This is a genomic window from Marmoricola sp. URHA0025 HA25 (assembly GCF_054059435.1).
The window spans coordinates 2,012,166-2,034,223 of sequence record NZ_JBSSCD010000001.1 but is presented as its reverse complement, the minus strand read 5'-3'; the positions used below and the strand labels follow the sequence as shown (position 1 = coordinate 2,034,223).

Here is a 22,058-nt window from a genome sequence, read left to right as displayed (position 1 = left end):
TCAGTCGGTCACCGAGGAGTAGGCCACGACGCCGCGCCGGATCCGGTCCACGGTCTCGCGTGCGGTCTCCCGCAGCTTTCCACCGGCCACGTCGCCGACCTGTCCGGCGAGGTCGAGCAGCTGCTTCATCCAGCGCACGAAGTCGCCGGCCGCCAGCTCGGTCGCCTCCAGCAGCTCGTCGAGGTCGTCGCCCTCGGCCCAGCGGAACGCCGCCCAGCAGAACCCGAAGTCGGGCTCGCGCAGCTGGTCGAGCTTGTGCTGCTTCTCGAGCTCGTCGAGGTCGGCCCACAGCGAGGTCATCTCCTTGAGCACGTCGCGCACCCGGCCACCCGGGATCCGCGGCGCGGCGGCATCGTCGGCCCGGCGGGACTCGAAGACCAGTGCGGAGAGCACCGCTGCGAGCTGGCTGGCATCCAGGTCGTCCCAGAGCCCCGTCCGAAGCGCCTCGGCGGTCACGAGGTCCATCTCGTTGTAGATCCGCATGAGGGCACGTCCCCGCGGCGTGACCGTGTCGCCGTCGAGGTAGTCCAGGGCGTCGAGGACCTCGCAGACCCGGTCGAACTGCCGCGCGATCGTGTTCGTGCGCTGCTCGATCCGCCGGCGCAGCGTGCGTGCATCCCGGTCGAGCTTGAACCAGCGCTCCGACCAGCGGGCGTGGTCCTCGCGGTCGGGGCAGCCGTGGCACGGGTGGGCGCGCAGCTCGCGCCGGAGCTGCTCGATCCGCTCGGAGCCCGGCACCCCCGGGGTGCCCGACCCGGCGCCTCGTCGCGGCGGCGGCGGGGTCAGCCCGTGGGTGCGCTCGCGCAGCATCGAGGCGAGGTCACGGCGCGACTGGGGGTTCCGCCCGTTGAAGCTCTTCGGGATCCGGATCCTGGTGAACGCGGACACCGGCGTCGGGAAGTCGACCATGCTGAGCCGGCGGGCCTGCCGGTCGGCGGTCAGCACGTAGGGGCGGGGACCGTCGCGGTCGGCCTGGTTGCCCGGGTCGATCACCACTGCCATGCCGGAGTAGCGACCTGAGGGCACCTCGATGACGTCTCCCGGCCGGAGCTGCTCGAGCGAGCCGATCACCTCCGCGCGCCGGTCGACTCGGCGGGCCTTCGCCAGGCCGGCCTCGGCGTCGCTCAGCGCGCGGCGCAGGCCGGCGTACTCCATGAAGTCGCCGCGGTCGCACGCTGCTGCCTCGGCGTACCCCGCGAGGGCGTCCTCGCTCTTGCGCAGCTGCCGGGCGAGGCCGACGACCGCCTTGTCGGCCTGGAACTGGGCGAACGAGGACTCCAGGAGCTGGCGGGCACGCTCGCGGCCGAACTCGTGGACCAGGTTCACCGCCATGTTGTACGTCGGCCGGAACGACGACTTCAGCGGGTAGGTGCGAGTCGACGCGAGCCCGGCGACCTGCTTCGGCTCGAGACCGGGCTGCCAGAGCACGACCCCGTGTCCCTCGACGTCGATGCCGCGGCGTCCGGCTCGCCCGGTCAGCTGGGTGTATTCCCCCGGCGTGATGTCGGCGTGGGTCTCGCCGTTCCACTTCGTGAGCTTCTCGATCACCACTGACCGGGCGGGCATGTTGATGCCGAGGGCGAGCGTCTCGGTGGCGAAGACGACCCGGCACAGGCCGCGCAGGAACAGCTCCTCGACGCACTCCTTGAACGTGGGCAGCATGCCGGCGTGGTGGGCGGCGATGCCGCGGGTGAGCCCGTCGAGGAACTCGTGGTAGCCCAGGACGTGCAGGTCCTCGTCGGGAAGGTTGGAGCAGCGCTCCTGGACGAAGGCGAAGATCTCGTCGCGCTCCTCCGGCGTGGTCAGCCGGAGGTTCGCGTTGAGGCACTGCTGCACCGCGGCGTCGCAGCCGACCCGGCTGAAGACGAACACGATCGCGGGCAGCATCCCGGCGGCGTCCAGGCGCTCGACCACCTCCGCGCGGCTCGGGATCCACACGCGGCGCCCGTTGCCGACGTTGCGCCGGTGCTTGGAGGTGCCCTTCGCGTTGCGGTCGCGCGGCGAGCGTCGGTCACGCACCCGGGAGCTCGCGAAGTCGTCGCGGGCCACCCTCATCAGCTCGGGATTGACCTTCTCCTCCCCCGGCGCAGCCGGTCCGGCCGCGAAGAGGTCGTACATCCTCCTGCCCACCAGGACGTGCTGGAAGAGCGGCACCGGGCGGCGCTCCTCGACGATCGTCACGGTCTCGCCACGGACGGTGCCCAGCCACTCGCCGAACTCCTCGGCGTTGCTCACGGTCGCGGACAGGGACACCAGCGCCACCGATTCGGGCAGGTGGATGATCACCTCCTCCCAGACCGCGCCCCGGGAGCGGTCGGCGAGGTAGTGCACCTCGTCCATCACGACGTAGCCCAGACCGGAGAGGGTCCGCGAGCCGGCGTACAGCATGTTGCGGAGCACCTCGGTGGTCATCACGACGACCGGTGCCTCGCCGTTGATGGTGTTGTCCCCGGTGAGCAGGCCGACGTTGTCCGGGCCGTGGCGGGCCACGAGGTCGTTGTACTTCTGGTTCGAGAGTGCCTTGATCGGCGTCGTGTAGAACGCCTTCCTCCCGGTCGCGAGGGCCAGGTGCACGGCGAACTCGCCGACGACCGTCTTCCCGGACCCGGTCGGCGCCGCGACCAGCACCGAGTGGCCGTCCTCGAGCGCGCGGCAGGCGCGCACCTGGAAGTCGTCGAGCCCGAACTCGTAGTGCGAGCCGAACTCGGCGAGCGCAGGATGCTGCCGACTGCGTTGGTACCGGGCGTACTGCTCGGCGGGCCCGGGTGTCGAGGCGCTCACGGCACCAGCACGCGCAAGGCGAGAGGGACGACCTCGACGGTCAGGGGAAGTGCGCCGATCCGCTCACCGTCGGCGTACGCGACCACCCCGGGGGCAGCGACCGTCACCGTGCGCGCCGGGTAGTGCCGGTACTCCGGGTGATGGACGTGGGTGCCCTTGAAGAGCTTCGGGTACGTGCGGACGAGCCCAGTCTTGCTCATCGGCAGGATGGCGACGACGTCGAGGAGCCCGTCGTCGAGGAGCGCTCCCTCGGTGATCCGGAGGCCTCCGCCGAACGACGGGCCGTTGCCGACGGCGACCATCATCGCGTCGAAGCGATGCTCCACGCCGTCGAGCTCGAGCACGTACGGGATCGGCTCGAAGGTCCGCAGCTCCGCGAGGGTGGCGAGGTTGTAGCGCATCTGCCCGCGCGGCCAGGTCATCTGGTTGGCGCGCTCGTTGACCTTGGCGTCGAAGCCGGCGGCGAGCACCGTGACGAAGTACTTCGCGCCTACCCGGGCCAGGTCGATGGTGCGCTCCCGGCCACCGATCAGGATGTCGGTCGCGGCCAGCGCATCCTTGCGGGGAAGGTCGAGGTAGCGGGCCACGTCGTTGCCGGTACCCGCGGGAACCAGGCCCAGTCGGGTCTGCGAGCCGGCCAGCGCCTGGACGGCGAGGTGCACCATCCCGTCGCCGCCCACCACGGCGAGCGTCTCGACTCCGTCTGCGACTGCCGTGCGCGCGAGGTCGAGCGCCTCGTCGGCGTCGCGCCCGGTCAGCTCGCGGACGGCGAGCCCGGCGTCGCGCAGGCGGGCGGCGACCGTGCCGCTCACCCGCCCCCCTCGCCCCTTCCCGGAGGTCGGGTTCGTGAGGAGGGCGATCTGCTCGGGCACGTCGCGAGCCTAGACGAACGGGTGCTCGACGGGCGGTCAGCCCGCCGTGTGCGTGGGAGGAAGCGTGGAGGTCTCGTCGTCGGCCCACTCCTCGCCCGACGTACGGCCTCGTCGCCTGTCGACGAGCCGGGCGATGATCTCGGAGAGCAGGAAGAGCGCCAGCATCGGGATCGCCAGCAGCAGCATCGAGATCGGGTCGGTCGACGGCGTCGCGACCGCCGCGAACACGAAGGTGCCCAGGATGATCCACGGGCGGTAGCGCCCCAGCGCCTTGCCCGACACGATCCCGGCGAGGTTCAGGAGCACGACGAAGAACGGGATCTCCAGGGAGATGCCGAAGACGAGGAGCATCCGCACCATGAACGAGAAGAAGTCGTTGAAGTCGTTCAGGTTCGTCATGTCGGCCGGCGTGAAGGAGATCAGCACCTGCAGGCCCTTGGGCAGCACGTAGTAGCCGAGTGCGACCCCGGCCGCGAACAGCGGGCCGGCGATCGCGACGAACAGCACCGTCCAGCGCCGCTCGTTGCGGTGGAGGCCCGGGAGCACGAACGCCCAGATCTGGTACAGCCAGACGGGGCTGCTGAGGATCACCCCGCTCAGGGCGCACAGCTTCAGCTGGATCATCAGACCGCCGCCGACGCCCGACACGTAGATGACCGTGTGCGTGCTCGAGGGGAGCTTGTCGCGGGCGTCGTTGAAGGGTCCGGTGACCAGGTCGAGCAGCTGGTTGTAGATGAAGAAGCTGGCGACGGTCGCGACGACGAGCGCGAGCACCGACTTCATCAGCCGGGCACGCAGCTCCCGGAAGTGGTCGGCGAGGGACATCTTCCCGCCCTCGCCCACGGGGCCGTTCGGCCTGACCCGGAACAGGTCCAGGACGCCGGTGAGCGCCACCGGGTATCAGTCAGTCGGGTTCGGGCGCTCAGACTCGTCGCGACGCTCGATCTCGAGCTGCTCGGGAGTCTTCGTCTCGTCCGACATCAGGCCCTTGGTCTCGGCCTTGAAGATCCGCAGGGCGCGGCCACTGTTGCGCGCGAGATCGGGGAGCTTGGAGGCGCCGAAGAGGAGCACCACCACCGCGAGGATGATCAGCAGCTCGGGGGTGCCGAGACCGGCGATGAGGGGGATGGTCATGGAGTCCTCTTCATTGACGAGTGGTGCAACGTGCTCATGCTACGCCGTGGCCCCGTGCAAACGGAGCGCATCACGCGCCACGGTCGCCACGCGATCGCGCAGCGAGGCGGGCTCCAGAACCGTCAGACCCGGCCCGAAGCGCAGCGCCAGGCGCAGCAGCCAGCGTTCGTCGCTCACCGCGAGGGTGGCCTCGAGGCAACCGTCCGCCGCCTCGCGCGTGCTGGTCACCGGGTAGTACTCGGCGAACCACCGCATCTGGGGGCCCAGCCGGACACTGGCCTGCAGGTCGCCCGGGCCCGCGGCGAAGAGCCCTTCGGACAGGTCGCGCGGCTCGAGGTCGTGTGCGACACGTCGTGAGTCGAGGATCTCCAGCGCGGTGATCCGGTCGATCCGGAACAGCCGGCGGTCCTCGGCGAGGTGGCACCAGGCGTCCAGGTAGGTGCGGCCCTGGCTGCGCGTGACCGCGATCGGGTCGACGACGCGCTGGGTGGTCTCGTCACGGGTCGGCACGTAGTAGTCGAGCCGGGCCTGGCGGTTGTCGGCGATCGCGCCGGCGAGCGCCTTGCTCGCGCCCTCGACAGCGGGCCGCTGCGGCGGCAGGTGTACGTCGACCAGGGGCGTCGAGCCCTCCGCGGCCGCGTCCTCGAGCTTCGCGAGGGTGCGCTCGACCACCTCGCGCGACCCCGACGGGCTCGCGTCCAGGAGGGCGTGCAGCGCCACGATCAGCGCCGAGGCCTCGTTGCTGCCCAGGCGCAGGGGCCGGGCGAGGAAGTCGGCGTTGTCCACGCTGACCAGCCCGTCGGGGTCGTCCTCGAGCGCCTCGACGTTGATGTCGATGAGCTCACCGGGACCGTAGCCCGGCAGGCCGCACATGTAGAGCACGCGCAGGTCCTTGAGCATCTGGGTCGGCGTCACGCCGAAGTCCGAGGCGACCTCCTTGAGCGGTACCTCGCCACGGGTCTGGAGATACGGCGCCAGCGCGAGCAGGCGGGTGACCTGCTCCTTGGACCCACCACTCATGCCGTCGTCCCGCTCAGCAGGGCGAGCCGTTCGGTGACCAGCTCCCGCAGCGCAGGAGGTTCGACCGCCACGACGTCACCCAGGTGGGCCAGCACGTCCTCGGCGAGGTCCTCGAGCGAGTACGTCGTGACCGTCAACCGGTCCCACGGGCTGTCCTCGTCGGGCCCGTCGACGGACTCCTCCAGCTGCCGTGCCTGCCGGCGCAGCAGCGCGGCGCTGCCCTTGCGGGCCAGGACCGTCGCGCTCACCGGCGGCCGTCGCGGCTCCAGGCTCGCGGTCAGCGCGCGGACATCGGTCCCGGCGGGCACCTCGAAGGACCCGGCCTCTCCGTCGGGGGCGACCTCGCCGACGATCCGGCTCAGCCGGAACATCCGCGGCTCGCCGCGGTCACGATCGTGGCCGACGACGTACCAGCGCTCGCGCGAGGTCACCACACCCCAGGGGGCGAGGTGTCGCTCGACCACTTCGGTGGCTCCCGCGCGTCGGTAGCCGAAGCGCACCGGAGTCCGGCTGATCGTCATCTCCCACATGTCGTTGAAGGCAGGCTCGTCGGCCACGACGCGCGGCTGCAGGGCGTCGAGGGCATCACGATCGACGTCGAGGCCCGCGGCCTTGAGCTTGACCAGGGCCGAGGAGGTGGCGGACGCGAGGCCCGCGTGCTGCCACACCCGGGCTGCGAGGCCGAGCACCGCGGCCTCGTCGGGCCTGAAGTCGATGTCCGGCAGCTCGAACGCGTCCCGCTTGATCCGGTAGCCCTGCTCGTCCTCGAAGAACTTGTCGACGTGGCCGAGCTCGATCGGGATCCCCAGGGCGCGGAGCTCCTCCTTGTCGCGCTCGAACATCTTCTCGAAGGCCTCGTCGTTGTCCTTGTCGTAGCCCTCGATGACCTCGCGGATGCGCTCCTTGGTCACGTACGTGCGCGCGACCAGGAGCATGATCACGAGGTTCAGCAGGCGCTCGGACTTCCAGGCGGTCACGGAGCGAGTCTCACATGCCCTCGATGAGGCGCTCCACCCGCTCGTCGTGGGAGCGGAACGGATCCTTGCAGAGCACGGTTCGCTGGGCCTGGTCGTTGAGCTTGAGGTGCACCCAGTCGACCGTGAAGTCACGGCGGCGCTCCTGGGCCCGCTTGATGAAGTTGCCCCGCAGCCGGGCGCGGGTCGTCTGCGGCGGGATCGACTTGGCGGCGAAGATCGCGAGGTCGTTGGTGACCCGCGCGACGGCTCCGCGCTTCTCGAGCAGGTAGTACAGGCCGCGGCCGCGGTGGATGTCGTGGTAGGCCAGGTCGAGCTGGGCGACCCTCGGGTGGCCCAGGGAGAGGTCGTGCTGGGCGCGGTAGCGCTCGATCAGCTTCCACTTGATCACCCAGTCGATCTCGCGCTCGACCAGCGAGAAGTCCTCGGACTCGACCGCCTTGAGGCCGCGCTCCCACAGGTCCAGCGAGCGCTCGATCACCGGCGTGTGCAGCCCGCGACTGTCGACGAAGTCGCGGCACCGGCTGAGGTACTCGCCCTGGATGTCGAGCACGCTCGCCTCGCGGCCGTTGGCGAGCCGCACCTTGCGGCGCCCGGTCATGTCGTGCGCGATCTCGCGGATCGCCCGGATCGGGTTCTCCATCGTGAGGTCGCGCATCACCACGCCCTCCTCGATCATCTGCAGCACCAGGTCGCAGGTGGCGACCTTGAGCATGGTCGTCGTCTCGCTCATGTTCGAGTCGCCGACGATCACGTGCAGGCGGCGGAAGCGCTCGGCGTCGGCGTGCGGCTCGTCGCGGGTGTTGATGATCGGGCGGGACCGCGTCGTCGCGCTCGAGACGCCTTCCCAGATGTGCTCGGCCCGCTGGCTCAGGGAGTACGACGCACCGCGCGGCGTCTGGATCACCTTGCCGGCTCCGCAGATGACCTGGCGGGTGACCAGGAAGGGGATCAGCACGTCGGCCAGCTTGCTGAACTCACCGTTGCGGCTGACCAGGTAGTTCTCGTGGCACCCGTAGGAGTTGCCGGCCGAGTCGGTGTTGTTCTTGAACAGGTAGACGTCGCCGGAGATGCCCTCGTCGTGGAGTCGGCGCTCGGCGTCGATCAGCAGTCCCTCGAGGATCCGCTCCCCCGCCTTGTCATGCGCGACGAGGTCGACGATGTCGTCGCACTCCGGCGTGGCGTACTCCGGGTGGCTGCCGACGTCCAGGTAGAGCCGGGCGCCGTTGCGCAGGAAGACGTTGCTGCTGCGCCCCCAGCTGACGACCTTGCGGAACAGGTAGCGGGCGACCTCGTCGGGCGAGAGCCGGCGCTGTCCCTTGAACGTGCACGTGACGCCGTACTCGTTCTCGATCCCGAAGATCCGGCGGTCCACGTCTCCACCCTATGTCGCGCTGAGGATCCCGGAGAGCGAATCGCCGTCCAGTCGGCGGAACTTGCGCTGCTGGGGCCGGGTGCGGTCCAGCCAGGCGACCTCCAGCTCGTCGACCGGGATGGTGCGGTCGCCGCCCTCGGTGTGACCGAGGGCCTTGACGGCGAGCCGGATCGCCTCCTCCAGCGTGAGGCTCGGGCTGAAGTGCTCCTTGAGGTACGTCGCGACCGACTCGGCGTCCCCGCCCATGGCCGCGTAGTCGTGCTCGTCGGCGACCTGGCCGTCGTAGGTCAGCCGGTAGATCTGGTCGTCCTCGGCGGTGTCGCCGACCTCGGCGACGAAGATCTCGACCTCGTAGGGCTTCTCGCCGCCGGAGGAGAAGATCGTGCCGAGCGTCTGGGCGTAGGCGTTGGCCAGTCCGCGGCCGGTGACGTCGCGCCGGTCGTAGGAGTAGCCGCGAAGGTCGGCGAGCCGCACACCGGCGATCCGGAGGTTCTCGAACTCGTTGTAGCGGCCGACCGCAGCGAAGGCGATCCGGTCGTAGATCTCACTGACCTTGTGCAGCGCCTGCGAGGCGTTCTCCGAGACGAACAGGATCCCGTCGGCGTACTGGACGATCGCGACCGAGCGTCCGCGCGCGATGCCCTTGCGCGCGAAGTCGGCCCGGTCCTTCATCAGCTGCTCGGGCGACACATAGAACGGCATGCTCATGAGCGGGCTCCGCCCGCACATGAGCATGCCAAGGCATGGCTGTGTTGAATTGCTGAGCGGGCTCCGCCCGCACATGCGCATGCCAGGGCATGGCTGTGTTGAATTGCTCGCTCGCTTCGCTCGCTCACGGGGCGCGGCCTCGCTTCGTTCGACATGGGTGGGGCGTCTTCAGTTACGTCAGGGCCGCGGCCGGGCCGTCGGGGCGCTGCATCCGGGCGCCGATCACGCGGTCGGCGACCGCCGCGACGTCGGTGTCGGCCATCCGGCGGTGGCCCTGGCGGGTCACCACGCTCACGACCGGGAAGATCCGCCGGGCGATGTCCGGTCCGCCGGTGGCCGAGTCGTCGTCGGCGGCGTCGTACAGAGCCTGGAGCGCCGCGGTGACGCACTCCTCCTCGGACAGGTCGTCGCGGTAGAGCTTCTTGAGCGCACCCTTGGCGAACATCGAGCCGGATCCCACGGAGTGGAACGCGGTCTCCTCGTAGCGGCCGCCGGTCACGTCGTAGCTGAAGATGCGGCCCTGGTCGCTGCGCAGGTCGAAGCCGGCGAAGAGCGGGACGACCGCGAGGCCCTGCATCGCGAGTCCGAGGTTGTTGCGGATCAGTGCCGAGAGCCGGTTGGCCTTGCCGTCCAGCGACAGCGTCGAGCCCTCGATCTTCTCGTAGTGCTCGAGCTCGGTCTGGAACAGGCGGACCATCTCGACGGCGAGACCGGCGCTGCCGGCGATGCCGACGCAGGAGTACTCGTCGGCGGGGAAGACCTTCTCGATGTCGCGCTGGGCGATGATGTTGCCCATCGTGGCGCGGCGGTCGCCGGCCATGACGACGCCGCCCGGGAAGGTCGCGGCCACGATGGTCGTGCCGTGCGGCGCGAGCTCCGCGGCCGTGCCCTGGGGAAGGGTCCGACGGGCCGGCAGCAGCTCGGGCGACACCTCGCCCAGGAAGTCAGCGAACGAGGCGCTGCCGGGCGCGAGGAACGCGTCCGGCAGCCGGGCGTCACGCGCCGGTCCTCCGGCCATCCTCACTGGCCACCCTTCTGGATGAACGACTTCACGAAGTCCTCGGCGTTGGTCTCGAGCACGTCGTCGATCTCGTCGAGGATCGCGTCGATGTCCTCGTCGAGCTGCTCCTTGCGCTCGGCAACGGCGTCGGTCGACGCGGTGGCGTCCTCGGCCTGCTCGTCGGCCTCCGAGGACTTGCGCGGCTGCTTGTGCTCCTGCGCCATCGGCCTCTCCTTCCACACTGCCCCGCCAAGAGGCGGGGATACAGCGACCCTATCGAGTCAGGGCTGAGAACAAGGCCAGAGCGGTGTCACTGTTGTCGATCAATTCGCCCACGTGCGCCTTCGTGCCGCGGCGCGGGTCGATCGTCGGCACCCGCTGGAGCGAGTCGTGGCCCGGCAGGTCGAAGATCACCGAGTCCCACGAGGCGGCGGCGATGCTGTCGGGGTACTTGTCGAGGCATCGTCCGCGGAAGTACGCCCGGGTGTCGTCGGGAGGCTCGTGCATGGCCGAGGTCACCGCGGCGTCGTCGAGCAGTCGCTCCATGCGGCCGAGGCGGACCAGCCGGTGGTACAGCCCCTTGTCGGGCCGGATGTCGGCGTACTGGAGGTCGATCAGGTGCAGCTTGGCGTCGTCCCACTCGAGGCCGTCGCGGTCGCGGTAGGACTGCAGCAGCTTGAGCTTCGCCACCCAGTCGAGCTCCTGGGCGCACTCCATCGGGTCGCGCTCCAGCCGGTTGAGCACCGACTCCCACCGGTCCAACACGTCCTGGGTCTGGTCGTCGAGGTCGTCGCCGTAGCGCTGGTCGACGTACTTCTTGGCCAGGTTGAAGTACTCCCACTGGAGCTCGACGGCCGTCAGGGTCTGTCCGTCCGGCCGTTCGAGCAGATGGGTGAGCGTCGGGTCGTGGGAGACCGCGCGCAAGGACGCCACCGGCCGCGCCACGGAGAGGTCGGTCTGGATGAACCGGTCCTCGATCATCTCCAGGACGATGGCGGTGGTGCCGGCCTTGAGGTAGCAGGAGACCTCGGAGAGGTTCGCGTCGCCGATGATCACGTGCAGCCGGCGGTACTTCTCCGGATCGGCGTGCGGCTCGTCGCGGGTGTTGATGATCGGTCGCTTGAGGGTCGTCTCGAGGCCGACCTCGACCTCGAAGTAGTCCGCGCGCTGGGAGATCTGGAACCCGTGCTCGCGACCGTCCTGGCCGATACCGACCCGGCCGGCGCCGCAGACCACCTGGCGCGAGACGAAGAACGGCGTCAGGTGGCGGACGATCTCGCCGAACGGCGTCGAACGGTTCATCAGGTAGTTCTCGTGGGCGCCGTACGACGCACCCTTGTTGTCGGTGTTGTTCTTGTACAGCACGATGTCCGGCTCGCCGGCGACCGAGGCGAACCGGCACGCGTCCAGGGCGACCTGCTCCCCTGCCTTGTCCCAGCGGACCACGTCGAGCGGGTTGGTGCACTCGGGCGTGGAGTACTCCGGGTGCGCGTGGTCGACGTAGAGACGGGCGCCGTTGGTGAGGATCACGTTGGCCAGGCCCATGTCCTCGTCGGTGAGCTGGCTGGCGTCGGCGACCTCGCGGCTCATGTCGAACCCGCGCGCGTCGCGCAGCGGCGACTCCTCCTCGAAGTCCCAGCGCGCCCGGCGCACGTGGAGTGCCGCGCTGGCGTAGGCATTGACCAGCCGGGTGCTCGCGACCATCGGATTGGCATGGGGCTGTCCCTGGACGGAGATCCCGAACTCCGTCTCGGTGCCCATGATCCGGCGAACGCTCATGTGTCGAGCGTACGGCGAACCGCAATCGCCCGGCCGACCCCCCGCCGCCGACGAGACCCGTGAGCACTGCATCGGCGCAGGCGCGCAGACAGGGCCGATCCGCCCGATCTGCGCACCCTGGCGTGTTATCGTCCTGTCGCTTTCTGGGACGGAAGTTCCAGGTGTTCAGTTCCAAGGGGGACCACTTGCTCCGCACGCACAAGGCCCGGCCCTTCGGCGGCGCGTCGGTCCCGTTGATGGTCGTCGTGATGGCCCTGGTGACGGGCCTGCTGGCGGCGTCCGCCCAGGCCGACGACGCGGGCACGCCGGCCGAGCCCGCCCAGTCGGGTGCAGCCCAGCCGTCGACGGGTGCGACGTCGCTGCTCGCGGTGCTCGGCGGGCCACCTGCGGTCCAGAACGACTCGCTCGTGCTCAAGCGGGGCCTGACCGACTCCTTGAGCCTCGGGGCCAACGACGACTGCCACGGCCAGGGATGCGTCTACACGGCGGCCACGCCTCCGGCCGGCTGGGGCGCAGGCATCGCGCCGGGCACGGACACGATGACGATCTGGGTGCCCAAGAGCACGGTGCCCGGGATGTACCAGGTCGGCTACACCGCCCAGGAGAACGGCGGCTCGGCGGTCCAGGCCGTGGTGAACGTCGCGGTCACCCCTGACGACTACAACCCGCCGGCCGGGATGATCTTCTCCCACCCCTACCGCAAGGGCTACCGGTACACGATCCGCGACCACGTCCTGCGCACGATCAACAGCACCCCGCCCGGCGCGAGCATCCAGGTTGCGTCCTGGTCGTTCGCCAGCAGGACCTACCGGACGGCCCTGCAGGCGGCCCGGGCGCGCGGCGTGAAGGTGCAGATCGTGCTGGCCCAGCGCAACAAGCCGAAGAACTCCGACTTCGGGCGCCTGCTGCGCAACTTCGGCAGCAACGTGACCGCGGACGGGTCCTGGGTCAAGAAGTGCTGGTACTCGTGCCGGGGTGTCTCCGGCACGATGCACTCGAAGATCTTCCTCTTCAGCCAGGCCTACCGGACGCCGTACGTGATGATCAGCGGCTCCGCGAACCTGACCGACTTCGCGGTGACCAACCAGTGGAACCAGATGAACACGGTCACCGGCGAGCAGGGGATCTACCAGGAGGCGGTCAACGTCTTCACCCAGATGTACCAGGACACCCCCGCGCCGTACATCGAGACGCACTTCCCGACGCTCACCAGCTACTACTACCCGCGCGGCAAAGCGACCCCCGCGAACGACTTCATGATGCAGGCGCTCGCGCCGGTGCGCTGCACGGGCGCGGTCAACGCCGCCAAGGGCGGCCGCACGATCGTGAAGATCGCGATGTACGCCTGGTACCAGGACCGGGGGAAGTGGCTGGCGAAGCGGGTGCGCCAGCTGTGGCAGCAGGGCTGCCAGGTGCAGATCGTCTACGCGATCTCCAGCAACCCGGTCAAGACCATCCTGTACTCCCCCGCGGGTCGCGGGCGGATCCCGATGCGACAGATCCTGCTGACGAACAAGAACCACGTGCCGATCTACTACCTGCACGACAAGTGGGTCTCGATCACGGGCAACTACGCCGGCGTGCCCAACAACTCGGTGTCCTTCCAGGGGTCGTTCAACTTCTCCGACCTCGGCTTCATCTCCGACGAGCAGTTCCAGATGATTCCCGGTCGGGCGGCGTACAACCGGTTCGCCCGGGACTTCACGCTGTTGTGGAAGGACCGCCAGGCGCGCGCGCCGTCGCCGGTGAGCAAGATCCCGACGATCGAGGGTCGTTACACCCAGAACGACCTGCGGCTGGGCACCGGCGTCTACCGCTACATGGACGCCGACTGATGCTCGGTCCGGCTGCTCGGGCGCACACGCGCGCCACCAGAGCCCTGCTCACGGTCGTCGTGACCGCCTTGTGCGCCAGCCTGCTGCTCGCCGAGCCGTCCAGCGCACTGCGCGAGACCCCGGACGCGACCGCCGGCACGGCCGCTGTCTCGCCGGCGCGCACGGCCACCACCCTGCTGCCGCTGCGCGCACCGTCGCGCTACGTGCCCCCCGAGGGCGTGAAGTTCAACCACTGGAACATCAAGAAGTACCGCTACACGATCCGCCGGCACATGCTGGCCACGATCAACTCCGTGCCGCGCGGCGGCACGATCCGCTGGATGGTCTACTCCTTCGGCGACTGGGGCATCGAGCACGCGCTGGTCCGGGCGCGCAACCGCGGCGTCAGCGTGCAGGTGCTCGGCAACTACATCAACCAGGACACCTGGGCCCCCTGGCGCAAGCTCGTGGCCACGATCGGCGCGAAGATGACGAAGCCGGGTCGTGACCCGGAGCGGCTCAGCTGGGCTCGGCAGTGCAAGCGCTCCTGCCGGGGGCACGGCGGCAACCTGCACGTGAAGCTCTACCTCTTCAGCCAGGTGGCCTCGGTCCCGGACGTGACCATGTACGGCTCGTGGAACCCGACCTGGGTGGCCAACCAGCGGCAGTGGAACCACCTGGACACCCGCTGGGACCCCGCGACGTACCAGCAGTACCTGCAGGTCTTCGCCCAGGCCAAGCAGGACCGGTTCTTCGGCTACGCCCACTGGGACTCCGGCGGCATGGAGCACATGGTGTTCCCCAAGCCGGGCACGCGGGCCGCCACCGACCCCGTGAACCAGGAGCTCGCCAAGGTCTCCTGCGTGAGCCCCCCTGACGCGGGTGGCACGACGCACGCCACGGTGATCAGGATCGGGATGTACGTGTTCGGCGGCAGCCGCGGCACCTGGATGGCCAAGCGGATCCGGTCGCTGTGGAACCAGGGCTGCGACGTGGCGATCGTCTACGGGTTCATGAGCGACCGCGCGCTTTCGATCCTCTACTCACCGTCCGGTCGCGGGCGGATCCCGATGAAGCAGGCGGTCTCGATCGAGAACGGCAAGCCCTACCGCTACCTGCACTCCAAGTACGTCGCCATCAGCGGCGTGTACGACGGGGTCCCCGGATCCAGCGTCGTGTGGGCCGGCTCGACGAACTTCTCCAACCTCGGGTTCTCGGCCGACGACATGACGGTGCGCACCCCGGGCAGCGCGGCGCTCGTCGAGGCCTACTTCCGCGACTGGGGCATCACCTGGAACGGCCCGAACACCCGTCGCCCGCACTCCGGTGGATCGGCGCCCGAGGCACGCGGCGCCGAGCCGTCGCAGAAGCTGCGCGACCCGCTCGGCCAGGGCTACTACTCCGAGGTCGAGGCGGACTGATCGGCAGGAAGGTGGTTGAGGAGGTCGCGCAGCGACCGTCTCGAAACCACCGAACCCGACCTGCGAGCCCGCTCGGGGCCGGTCCCTGCGCGACCTCACCAGGTCTCGACTGATCGCTCGCTGGCGCTCGCTGCTCGACCACCTGTGGTTGAGCACGGTGGTCGAGCCTGGTGAAACCTCGACCAGGAGTGGTTGAGCGCTCCGGTGGTCGAGCCTGGCGAAACCTCGACCAGGAGTGGTTGAGCACCCGGTGGTCGAGCCGCCTCGGTGCCGTTACAAGTACTGGCCGGTGTTGGACACCGTGTCGATCGAGCGGCCGGGCTCGGTGCCCTGCTTGCCGGTGATGAGCGTGCGGATGAAGACGATCCGCTCGCCCTTCTTGCCGGAGATGCGTGCCCAGTCGTCGGGGTTCGTGGTGTTCGGGAGGTCCTCGTTCTCCTTGAACTCGTCCACGCATGCCTGCAGCATGTGCTGGACCCGCAGGCCCTTCTGGTCGTTGTCGAGGAGGTCCTTGATCGCCATCTTCTTGGCCCGGTCGACGATGTTCTGGATCATCGCGCCGGAGTTGAAGTCCTTGAAGTACAGGACCTCCTTGTCGCCGTTGGCGTAGGTGACCTCCAGGAAGCGGTTCTCCTCGGACTCGGTGTACATCCGCTCCACGGTCGCGGTGATCATGCCGGCCACGGTCGCGGCGCGGTCGCCGCCGAACTCGGCGAGGTCGTCGGCGTGGAGCGGCAGCTCGGGGACCAGGTACTTGGAGAAGATGTCGCGGGCCGACTCGGCGTCCGGGCGCTCGATCTTGATCTTCACGTCGAGGCGACCCGGGCGCAGGATCGCCGGGTCGATCATGTCCTCGCGGTTGGAGGCGCCGATGACCAGGACGTTCTCCAGCGCCTCGACCCCGTCGATCTCGCTGAGCAGCTGCGGCACGATCGTGTTCTCGACGTCGGAGGACACCCCCGAGCCGCGGGTGCGGAAGAGCGAGTCCATCTCGTCGAAGAACACGATGACCGGGGTGCCCATGCTGGCCTTCTCACGCGCCCGCTGGAAGACGAGCCGGATGTGGCGCTCGGTCTCGCCGACGTACTTGTTGAGCAGCTCGGGACCCTTGATGTTCAGGAAGTAGGACTTGCCCTCCTGGCCGGTCTTCTCCGCAACCTTCTTCGCCAGGGAGTTCGCCACCGCCTTCGCGATCAGCGTCTTGCCGCAGCCTGGAGGGCCGTAGAGCAGCACGCCCTTGGGTGGCTTGAGCTGGTGCTCGCGGAACAGGTCCGGGTGGAGGTACGGGAGCTCGACCGCGTCGCGGATCTGGTCGATCTGGCCGGCCAGGCCACCGATCTGGGTGTAGTCGATGTCGGGGACCTCTTCGAGGACCAGCTCCTCGACCTCTGACTTCGGCACCTTCTCGTAGACGTAGCCCGCACGGGCGTCGAGCAGCAGTGAGTCGCCGGCCCGGAGCGTCTCCGAGCGCAGCGGCTCGGCGATCCGGACGACGCGCTCCTCGTCGGCGTTCGCGATCACCAGCACCCGGTCGCCGTCGGCGAGGATCTCCTTGAGCATGACGACCTCGCCGACCTGCTCGAAGTCCAGTGCCATGACGACGTTCAGCGCCTCGTTGAGCATGACCTCCTGGCCCCGCGTCAGGGAGTCGAGCTCGACGGCCGGGCTCACCGTGACCCGCAGCTTGCGGCCACCGGTGAACACGTCGACCGTGTCGTCCTCGTTGCGGCCGAGGAAGGTCCCGAAGCCGGTCGGCGGCTGTGCGAGCCGGTCGACCTCCTCCTTCAGCGTGGTGATCTGGTCGCGCGCCTCGCGCAGCGTCGCGGCGAGCCGCTCGTTCTGGGAGGTGACAGCAGCAAGCGAGCGCTGGGTGTCGTTGAGCCGCTGCTCGATGAGGTCCGAGCCCTCAGGTCCGTCCGCGAGCCGGCGGCGCAGCTCGGCAACCTCGGCCTCGAGGAACGCGACCTGGCTCATCAGCTGCGCGGTGTCCTGACCTTCAGCGCCGGCGCCTGTCATCGGACCTCACCTCCACGGGGAACGTTGCCTGTTTCGACCCTACCTGCGTGCATCCCTCACCGTTCAAGAGATTCATCACGTGTTGGTCACCTTGTTCGGGCCCCGGTGCGGCCCTCGTCCGGGCCGCCGCAGTCCGCAATCCGCACCGCGATTCATGTGCTTGTCCTGCCGCAGGTTGGGTACGGCGCCCGTCAGCGGCTCGGTACACAACTGTTCACCGACTCTGGTGGAGGAGAGCACCCATGTCCAGCACCATCCCGTGGCAGAAGGTCCGCGAGGCCGGCAGCAAGCTCACGACGCCGCTGCACCCGGACGACTATCTCCGGCTGGTCAACCCGCTGTGGACCTCCCGGGAGCTCCGCGGACGGGTGGAGGAGGTCGTCCCGGAGACCGACGATGCCGCGACACTGGTGATCCGGCCCGGCTGGGGCTGGCACTACCAGCACCGCCCGGGCCAGTACGTCGGCATCGGGGTCCAGGTCGACGGGAAGTTCCAGTGGCGGTCGTACTCCGTGAGCTCTCCCCCGGAACGCCACCGCCGGACGATCTCGATCACCGTGCGAGCGATGCCCGAGGGCCTGCTCTCCGCACACCTGGTGAAGGGGCTCGAGCCGGGCACGATCGTGCGCCTCGCCCTGCCCGAGGGCGACTTCGTGCTTCCCGACCCGCCGCCACCCCGGATGCTGTTCCTGGTCGGCGGCAGCGGGATCACCCCGGTGATCGCGATGCTGCGCACCCTCGACCGGCGAGGCTCGATGCCCGACGTCGTCCTCCACTACTCCTCCCCCACGCCCGAGCGGATGATCTTCCGCGACGAGCTCCAGGCGATGGCCGACCGGCACGCCGGTCTCGAGCTGCACTCGCTGCACACCGACATCGACGGCATGCTCGACCTCGGCGACCTCGACGCGATCTGCCCCGACTGGCGGGAGCGGGAGACCTGGGCCTGCGGCCCCGGCCCGATGCTCGACGCCGTGGAGCAGCACTTCGAGCAGGCCGGGTGCGAGGACCGGCTCCACCTCGAGCGCTTCTCGCTCGAGCTCGGCGCCAACGGTGGGGAGGGCGGCACGATCACCTTCCGCAACTCCGGCAAGCAGATCGAGGTGGACGGCGCGACCACCATCCTCGAGGCCGGGGAGCAGGCAGGGGTCGGGATGCCGTTCGGCTGCCGCATGGGGATCTGCCACACCTGCACGCTGCGGATGGTCGACGGGACCATCCGGGACCTGCGCAACGGCGACGAGTTCGGGCAGCCGAACGAGCCCGTCCAGACCTGCGTGACCGCCGCCGTCGGCGACTGCACCTTCGACATCTGAGCACCGCAAGGAAGGAACCACCTCATGGCCATCGCGGACGTCAAGGACTACACCCACCTCACCGAGGACGAGGTCGAGCAGATCGGACGTGAGCTCGACGCGATCCGGGCGGAGATCGAGGAGTCCAGGAGCGCCAAGGACGCGGCGTACATCAACAGGCTCATCAAGATCCAGCGCGGGCTGGCGGCAGCGGGACGCGTCACGCTCCTCGCCGGCACGCAGTCGAAGCGTGCCCGCAAGCCCGCCTGGGTGGCCGGAGCTGCCCTGCTCGGGCTGGCCAAGATCCTGGAGAACATGGAGATCGGGCACAACGTGATGCACGGTCAGTGGGACTGGATGAACGACCCCGAGATCCACTCCAGCAACTGGGAGTGGGACACCGCACAGCCGGCCGAGCAGTGGAAGCACTCGCACAACTACATCCACCACCAGTTCACCAACGTGCTCGGCTACGACAACGACATCGGGTACGGCATCCTGCGGATGGCGCGGGAGCAGAGGTGGCACCCGTACTACCTCGCCCAGCCGGTCTACAACGGCCTGCTCGCGGCGCTGTTCCAGTGGGGCGTCGCGCTGCACGACCTCGACCTGGAGCGGATCCGCAAGGGCGAGAAGGACCCGAAGGAGATGAAGCGCCAGCTCCGCCAGATCATGCGGAAGGGTCGCAACCAGATCCTCAAGGACTACGTCGTCTACCCGGCGCTCTCGGGGCGGAACTGGAAGGCGACGATGACGGCGAACGCGACGGCGAACTTCGCGCGCAACCTGTGGTCGTACGTGATCATCTTCTGCGGTCACTTCCCGGACGGGGCGATGCACTTCACCGAGGAGGAGCTCGACGGGGAGACCCGGGCCGAGTGGTACCTGCGCCAGATCCTCGGTGCGGCCAACTTCGAGGGCGGACCGCTGTTGCACATCCTCAGCGGCAACCTCGGCTTCCAGATCGAGCACCACCTGTTCCCCGACCTGCCCAGCAACCGGTACGCCGAGATCGCCGTGCGGGTGCGGGCCCTGTGCGAGAAGTACGACATCCCCTACACGGTCGGGCCGCTGCACCGGCAGTACGGCCAGGCGCTCCGCACGATCATCAAGCTGTCGCTCCCGAACCACATGACCAGGAGCGACGACCCGGCCCCGCCGGAGCGGTCCGACACCGCCGACGCCCAGTCGCGCGACCGGCGGCGCAAGTCCGACGAAGAGCGCCCGCCGCGTCGGGTCGAGCTCGGGGTGTGGACACGGAGCCCGCGCGAGCGGAGCCACGACTGATGGACGCGGCGCCTCGCGAGCTCCGCGAGCTGCCGATGGACGCGGAGCTCGGCGTGCCGGTGCCGTTCGCGTGCGGCACGGCGTCGTACGGGGCGCCCCGCGACGGCAACCCGCCGACCGTACGGCGGCTGGACGGCCGGCGCGTGACGCAGTGCGCGCTGAGCCGGGTCTGCGGTGTCTGCGGGGCCGGGCTCGGCCGGCCGATCGCCTTCCTCGGCAGCGCCGAGGAGGCCGATCGCAACGCCTTCCACTTCCCGCCGTGCCACCTGGAGTGCGCGCGGGTGATGCTCGACGCGGTCGCCGACCTGGACGTGCCGGTGCTCGGTCAGGTGGTGGCGACGACGTCCTGGGTGCTGACGACGACGGCAGCGTTCGAGTTCGTGCGTCCGTTGCGGGGCGACGCGGACCTGCGACCGACGTTCCAGCCGCACGAGGTGCTCACCGAGACCCGGTGAGCCGCGGTCAGCCGACGCCGTCCTCGCCGATGTCGCTCGGCCGGGGCCCGGTGTAGTCCTCGCCGTACGCGCCGGGGGCCGGACGCCGCTTCTTGCGCGGCGCGGCGTTTCCCGGAGCCATCCGGCGCGAGGTCACCAGGAAGCCCGTGTGGCCGTTCATCTTGTGGCTCGGCCGGACCGCGAGGCCCTCGACGTGCCACTCGCGGACCAGCGTCTCCCAGGGGTGTGGCTCGGTGAACTCGCCGTGGGCCCGCAGGGTCTCCACCGTGCGGGCGAGCTGGGTGGTCGTCGCGACGTACGCCACCACCACGCCGCCTGGCGCGAGTGCGTCGGCGACGACGTCGACGCACTCCCAGGGCGCCAGCATGTCGAGCACCACCCGGTCGACCGTGCCCGGCGGGTCGCCCTCCGGAAGGGCCTCGACGAGGTCGCCGACGGTCAGGTGCCATGCCGGGTGGTCGCCGCCGAAGAACTGGTCGACGTTGCGGCGAGCGACCTCGGCGAACTCCTCCCGGCGCTCGTACGACGAGACGCGACCCGTCGGACCCACCGCCCGGAGCAGCGAGCAGGTGAGAGCGCCGGAGCCCACACCGGCCTCGACGACGCGGGCGCCGGGGAAGATGTCGGCCATGGCGACGATCTGCGCCGCGTCCTTCGGGTAGACGACCGCCGCACCCCGGGGCATCGACACGACGAACTCGCTGAGCAGCGGCCGGAAGACGAGGTACTCGCCGCCCGAGGACGACGTCACGCTGAAGCCCTCGTCGCGGCCGATCAGCTCGTCGTGCAGGATCGCGCCGCGGTTGGTGTGGAAGGCGACGCCGGCCTGGAGGCAGATGTTGTGCCGACGACCCTTGGCGTCGATCAGCCGCACCCACTCCCCCGCCACCAGCGGCCCGCGCCGGACCCCGGAGAAGGAGTCGTCGCCCGCCGACCCCTCGCTCACCGGGCTCATCGGCGCGCTCCGGCCTCGAAGGCGGCGTCGACGTCCGTGGTGGCGAGCAGTCCGAAGACGGAGCCGTCACTCTCCACCAGGACGTACTCGGATGCGGGCGCGCGCGACATCGCCCGGACGAGGTCCTCCCCGGCGATGTCGGCCGGGAGCACCAGCCCCTCGGTGAGGGTGCGGGCGACGGCGGACGCGGGCAGCCAGGGCCGGCGATCCTCGGGGGTCGCGAGCAGCGCTGCCTCGCTGACGACGCCGGCGAGCCTGCCGTCGCTGGCCTGGAGCACGATCCCGCCGGCCGCGGCGCCCTGGGCGCGGCGTACGGCCTCGCTCACCGGGAGGTCCTCGGGCACCGTCACCACGCGCCGGGCGAGCGGACGGGCCTTCAGCGCCGGCAGCCGCCGGCGGATGTGGGCGCTGACCATCGACGACGTGGCGCCCGACCAGAGGAACCCCGCGATCATGGCCGCGAAGAGGTAGTCGAACAGGTCCGGCTGCACGTCCAGGGCGATCTGGGCGAACACCGGCCAGAGAAGGGCGAGCAGGGCGACCGCCCGGCCGGTCCATCCCGCGACGATCGTGCCGCGGTGCATGTTGCCGGCGAGCTGCCAGACCGCCGCGCGCAGCACGCGGCCGCCGTCGAGCGGGAGACCCGGCACGAGGTTGAGGACGCCGACGACCAGGTTGGACAGGGCCAGGCCCTGGAGCGCCATCCGGGTCAGGCCGTCGGGCAGCGCGAGGACGACGAGGAGCGCGGCGATGCCGACCGCGAGCGAGGTGAGCGGCCCGACCACGGCGATCTTGAACTCCTGCCCCGGCGTGGCCGCCTCGCCCTCGATCTCCGTCATCCCGCCGAGGAAGTGCAGCGTGATCGAGCGCACCGGCAGCCCGAACCGGCGCGCCATGAGGGCGTGGGACATCTCGTGGAGCAGCACCGAGAGGTAGAGCAGCACGGCGAACGCCAGGCCGGCGAGGTACTTCAGGACGCCCAGCCCGGGCTCCTCCTGCTCGACCCGGGGAGCCACCAGCACCGCGATGGCGACGGCGATGATCAGCCAGGACGCGCGCACGTAGACGTCGACCCCGCCGACCGATCCGATCCGGTAGCTGCCCGGGGGACGGCTGGCCGGGACATCGGGCGGGGATGCGTCGTCGTGGGCCACGGAGAAACCCTAGACGAG

The 22,058-nt window shown here is 69.8% G+C and carries 19 protein-coding genes; 5 read left to right on the top strand and 14 right to left on the bottom strand.

The genetic code is table 11. The annotated features are described in order from the left end of the window. From ACVW00_RS09920 to dop, 11 genes are all read right to left on the bottom strand, one after another. Positions 1-2,781, bottom strand: coding sequence for a DEAD/DEAH box helicase (locus tag ACVW00_RS09920; protein WP_457110736.1), 2,781 nt, complete (start codon positions 2,779-2,781; stop codon positions 1-3). Then, positions 2,778-3,653, bottom strand: coding sequence for a diacylglycerol kinase (locus tag ACVW00_RS09915; protein ID WP_457110735.1), 876 nt, complete (start codon positions 3,651-3,653; stop codon positions 2,778-2,780). Before ACVW00_RS09915 ends, ACVW00_RS09920 begins: the two co-directional genes overlap by 4 nt. A gap of 36 nt (positions 3,654-3,689) precedes the next feature. Next, the gene (tatC, locus tag ACVW00_RS09910; protein ID WP_457110734.1) at positions 3,690-4,547 is read right to left on the bottom strand and encodes a twin-arginine translocase subunit TatC; all 858 of its coding nucleotides are present in this window, start codon (positions 4,545-4,547) and stop codon (positions 3,690-3,692) included. A 6-nt stretch (positions 4,548-4,553) separates the two neighbouring features. Next, a complete protein-coding gene (locus tag ACVW00_RS09905) occupies positions 4,554-4,787 on the bottom strand; it encodes a Sec-independent protein translocase subunit TatA (protein ID WP_457110733.1) in 234 nt (77 codons plus the stop codon). A 39-nt stretch (positions 4,788-4,826) separates the two neighbouring features. Then, a complete protein-coding gene (locus ACVW00_RS09900) occupies positions 4,827-5,807 on the bottom strand; it encodes a helix-turn-helix transcriptional regulator (RefSeq protein ID WP_457110732.1) in 981 nt (326 codons plus the stop codon). Continuing rightward, positions 5,804-6,784, bottom strand: coding sequence for a helix-turn-helix transcriptional regulator (locus ACVW00_RS09895; RefSeq protein ID WP_457110731.1), 981 nt, complete (start codon positions 6,782-6,784; stop codon positions 5,804-5,806). Before ACVW00_RS09895 ends, ACVW00_RS09900 begins: the two co-directional genes overlap by 4 nt. Before the next feature lie 10 nt (positions 6,785-6,794). Next, positions 6,795-8,156, bottom strand: a complete 1,362-nt coding sequence (gene pafA / locus ACVW00_RS09890; RefSeq protein ID WP_457110730.1) for a Pup--protein ligase — start codon at positions 8,154-8,156, stop codon at positions 6,795-6,797. A gap of 9 nt (positions 8,157-8,165) precedes the next feature. After that, positions 8,166-8,864 (bottom strand): proteasome subunit alpha, encoded by a 699-nt coding sequence (gene prcA, locus ACVW00_RS09885; RefSeq protein WP_457110729.1) that lies wholly within the window; start codon positions 8,862-8,864, stop codon positions 8,166-8,168. Between the two features lie 172 nt (positions 8,865-9,036). Continuing rightward, entirely contained in the window at positions 9,037-9,882 is an 846-nt protein-coding gene (gene prcB, locus ACVW00_RS09880; protein WP_457110728.1) for a proteasome subunit beta, read from the bottom strand. A gap of 2 nt (positions 9,883-9,884) precedes the next feature. After that, positions 9,885-10,088 carry a ubiquitin-like protein Pup gene (locus ACVW00_RS09875; protein WP_457110727.1) on the bottom strand — a complete coding sequence of 68 codons (204 nt, stop codon included), beginning with the start codon at positions 10,086-10,088 and terminating at the stop codon, positions 9,885-9,887. A gap of 49 nt (positions 10,089-10,137) precedes the next feature. Next, on the bottom strand, positions 10,138-11,643 hold the full coding sequence (dop, locus tag ACVW00_RS09870) for a depupylase/deamidase Dop (RefSeq protein WP_457110726.1): 1,506 nt from the start codon (positions 11,641-11,643) through the stop codon (positions 10,138-10,140). A 185-nt stretch (positions 11,644-11,828) separates the two neighbouring features. On the opposite strand from dop, the gene ACVW00_RS09865 reads away from it, so the two are divergent. Then, on the top strand, positions 11,829-13,478 hold the full coding sequence (locus ACVW00_RS09865) for a phospholipase D-like domain-containing protein (protein WP_457110725.1): 1,650 nt from the start codon (positions 11,829-11,831) through the stop codon (positions 13,476-13,478). Next, the gene (locus ACVW00_RS09860; protein WP_457110724.1) at positions 13,478-14,878 is read left to right on the top strand and encodes a phospholipase D-like domain-containing protein; all 1,401 of its coding nucleotides are present in this window, start codon (positions 13,478-13,480) and stop codon (positions 14,876-14,878) included. The genes ACVW00_RS09865 and ACVW00_RS09860 overlap by 1 nt, the downstream gene beginning before the upstream one ends. 273 nt (positions 14,879-15,151) lie before the next feature. Here the strand turns inward: ACVW00_RS09860 and arc are convergent, their stop codons facing one another. After that, positions 15,152-16,894: a proteasome ATPase gene (arc, locus tag ACVW00_RS09855; protein WP_457110723.1), complete on the bottom strand. Its 1,743-nt coding sequence runs from the start codon at positions 16,892-16,894 to the stop codon at positions 15,152-15,154. A 242-nt stretch (positions 16,895-17,136) separates the two neighbouring features. On the opposite strand from arc, the gene ACVW00_RS09850 reads away from it, so the two are divergent. From ACVW00_RS09850 to ACVW00_RS09840, 3 genes are read left to right on the top strand one after another with little or no spacing between them, the layout of a single operon-like run. Next, positions 17,137-18,210: a ferredoxin reductase gene (locus tag ACVW00_RS09850; protein ID WP_457110722.1), complete on the top strand. Its 1,074-nt coding sequence runs from the start codon at positions 17,137-17,139 to the stop codon at positions 18,208-18,210. A gap of 24 nt (positions 18,211-18,234) precedes the next feature. Beyond that, positions 18,235-19,476 (top strand): fatty acid desaturase family protein, encoded by a 1,242-nt coding sequence (locus ACVW00_RS09845; protein ID WP_457110721.1) that lies wholly within the window; start codon positions 18,235-18,237, stop codon positions 19,474-19,476. Continuing rightward, complete coding sequence (locus ACVW00_RS09840; protein WP_457110720.1) at positions 19,476-19,931, top strand: hypothetical protein; 456 nt, start codon at positions 19,476-19,478, stop codon at positions 19,929-19,931. The genes ACVW00_RS09845 and ACVW00_RS09840 overlap by 1 nt, the downstream gene beginning before the upstream one ends. Before the next feature lie 7 nt (positions 19,932-19,938). Here ACVW00_RS09840 and ACVW00_RS09835 read toward each other — a convergent pair whose 3' ends face one another. Then, positions 19,939-20,886 (bottom strand): tRNA (adenine-N1)-methyltransferase, encoded by a 948-nt coding sequence (locus tag ACVW00_RS09835; RefSeq protein WP_457110719.1) that lies wholly within the window; start codon positions 20,884-20,886, stop codon positions 19,939-19,941. Beyond that, positions 20,883-22,040 carry a M50 family metallopeptidase gene (locus ACVW00_RS09830; RefSeq protein ID WP_457110718.1) on the bottom strand — a complete coding sequence of 386 codons (1,158 nt, stop codon included), beginning with the start codon at positions 22,038-22,040 and terminating at the stop codon, positions 20,883-20,885. Before ACVW00_RS09830 ends, ACVW00_RS09835 begins: the two co-directional genes overlap by 4 nt. Positions 22,041-22,058 lie beyond the last annotated feature (18 nt).

Excerpts from the sequence above, each read along its gene's own strand:
- ACVW00_RS09835 (WP_457110719.1), bottom strand. The coding sequence starts at position 20,886 with ATGAGCCCGGTGAGCGAGGGGTCGGCGGGCGACGACTCCTTCTCCGGG.
- arc (WP_457110723.1), bottom strand. The coding sequence starts at position 16,894 with ATGACAGGCGCCGGCGCTGAAGGTCAGGACACCGCGCAGCTGATGAGC.
- ACVW00_RS09905 (WP_457110733.1), bottom strand. The coding sequence starts at position 4,787 with ATGACCATCCCCCTCATCGCCGGTCTCGGCACCCCCGAGCTGCTGATC.
- ACVW00_RS09900 (WP_457110732.1), bottom strand. The coding sequence starts at position 5,807 with ATGAGTGGTGGGTCCAAGGAGCAGGTCACCCGCCTGCTCGCGCTGGCG.
- dop (WP_457110726.1), bottom strand. The coding sequence starts at position 11,643 with ATGAGCGTTCGCCGGATCATGGGCACCGAGACGGAGTTCGGGATCTCC.
- ACVW00_RS09840 (WP_457110720.1), top strand. The coding sequence starts at position 19,476 with ATGGACGCGGCGCCTCGCGAGCTCCGCGAGCTGCCGATGGACGCGGAG.
- ACVW00_RS09845 (WP_457110721.1), top strand. The coding sequence starts at position 18,235 with ATGGCCATCGCGGACGTCAAGGACTACACCCACCTCACCGAGGACGAG.
- ACVW00_RS09875 (WP_457110727.1), bottom strand. The coding sequence starts at position 10,088 with ATGGCGCAGGAGCACAAGCAGCCGCGCAAGTCCTCGGAGGCCGACGAG.
- prcA (WP_457110729.1), bottom strand. The coding sequence starts at position 8,864 with ATGAGCATGCCGTTCTATGTGTCGCCCGAGCAGCTGATGAAGGACCGG.
- prcB (WP_457110728.1), bottom strand. The coding sequence starts at position 9,882 with ATGGCCGGAGGACCGGCGCGTGACGCCCGGCTGCCGGACGCGTTCCTC.
- ACVW00_RS09860 (WP_457110724.1), top strand. The coding sequence starts at position 13,478 with ATGCTCGGTCCGGCTGCTCGGGCGCACACGCGCGCCACCAGAGCCCTG.
- ACVW00_RS09850 (WP_457110722.1), top strand. The coding sequence starts at position 17,137 with ATGTCCAGCACCATCCCGTGGCAGAAGGTCCGCGAGGCCGGCAGCAAG.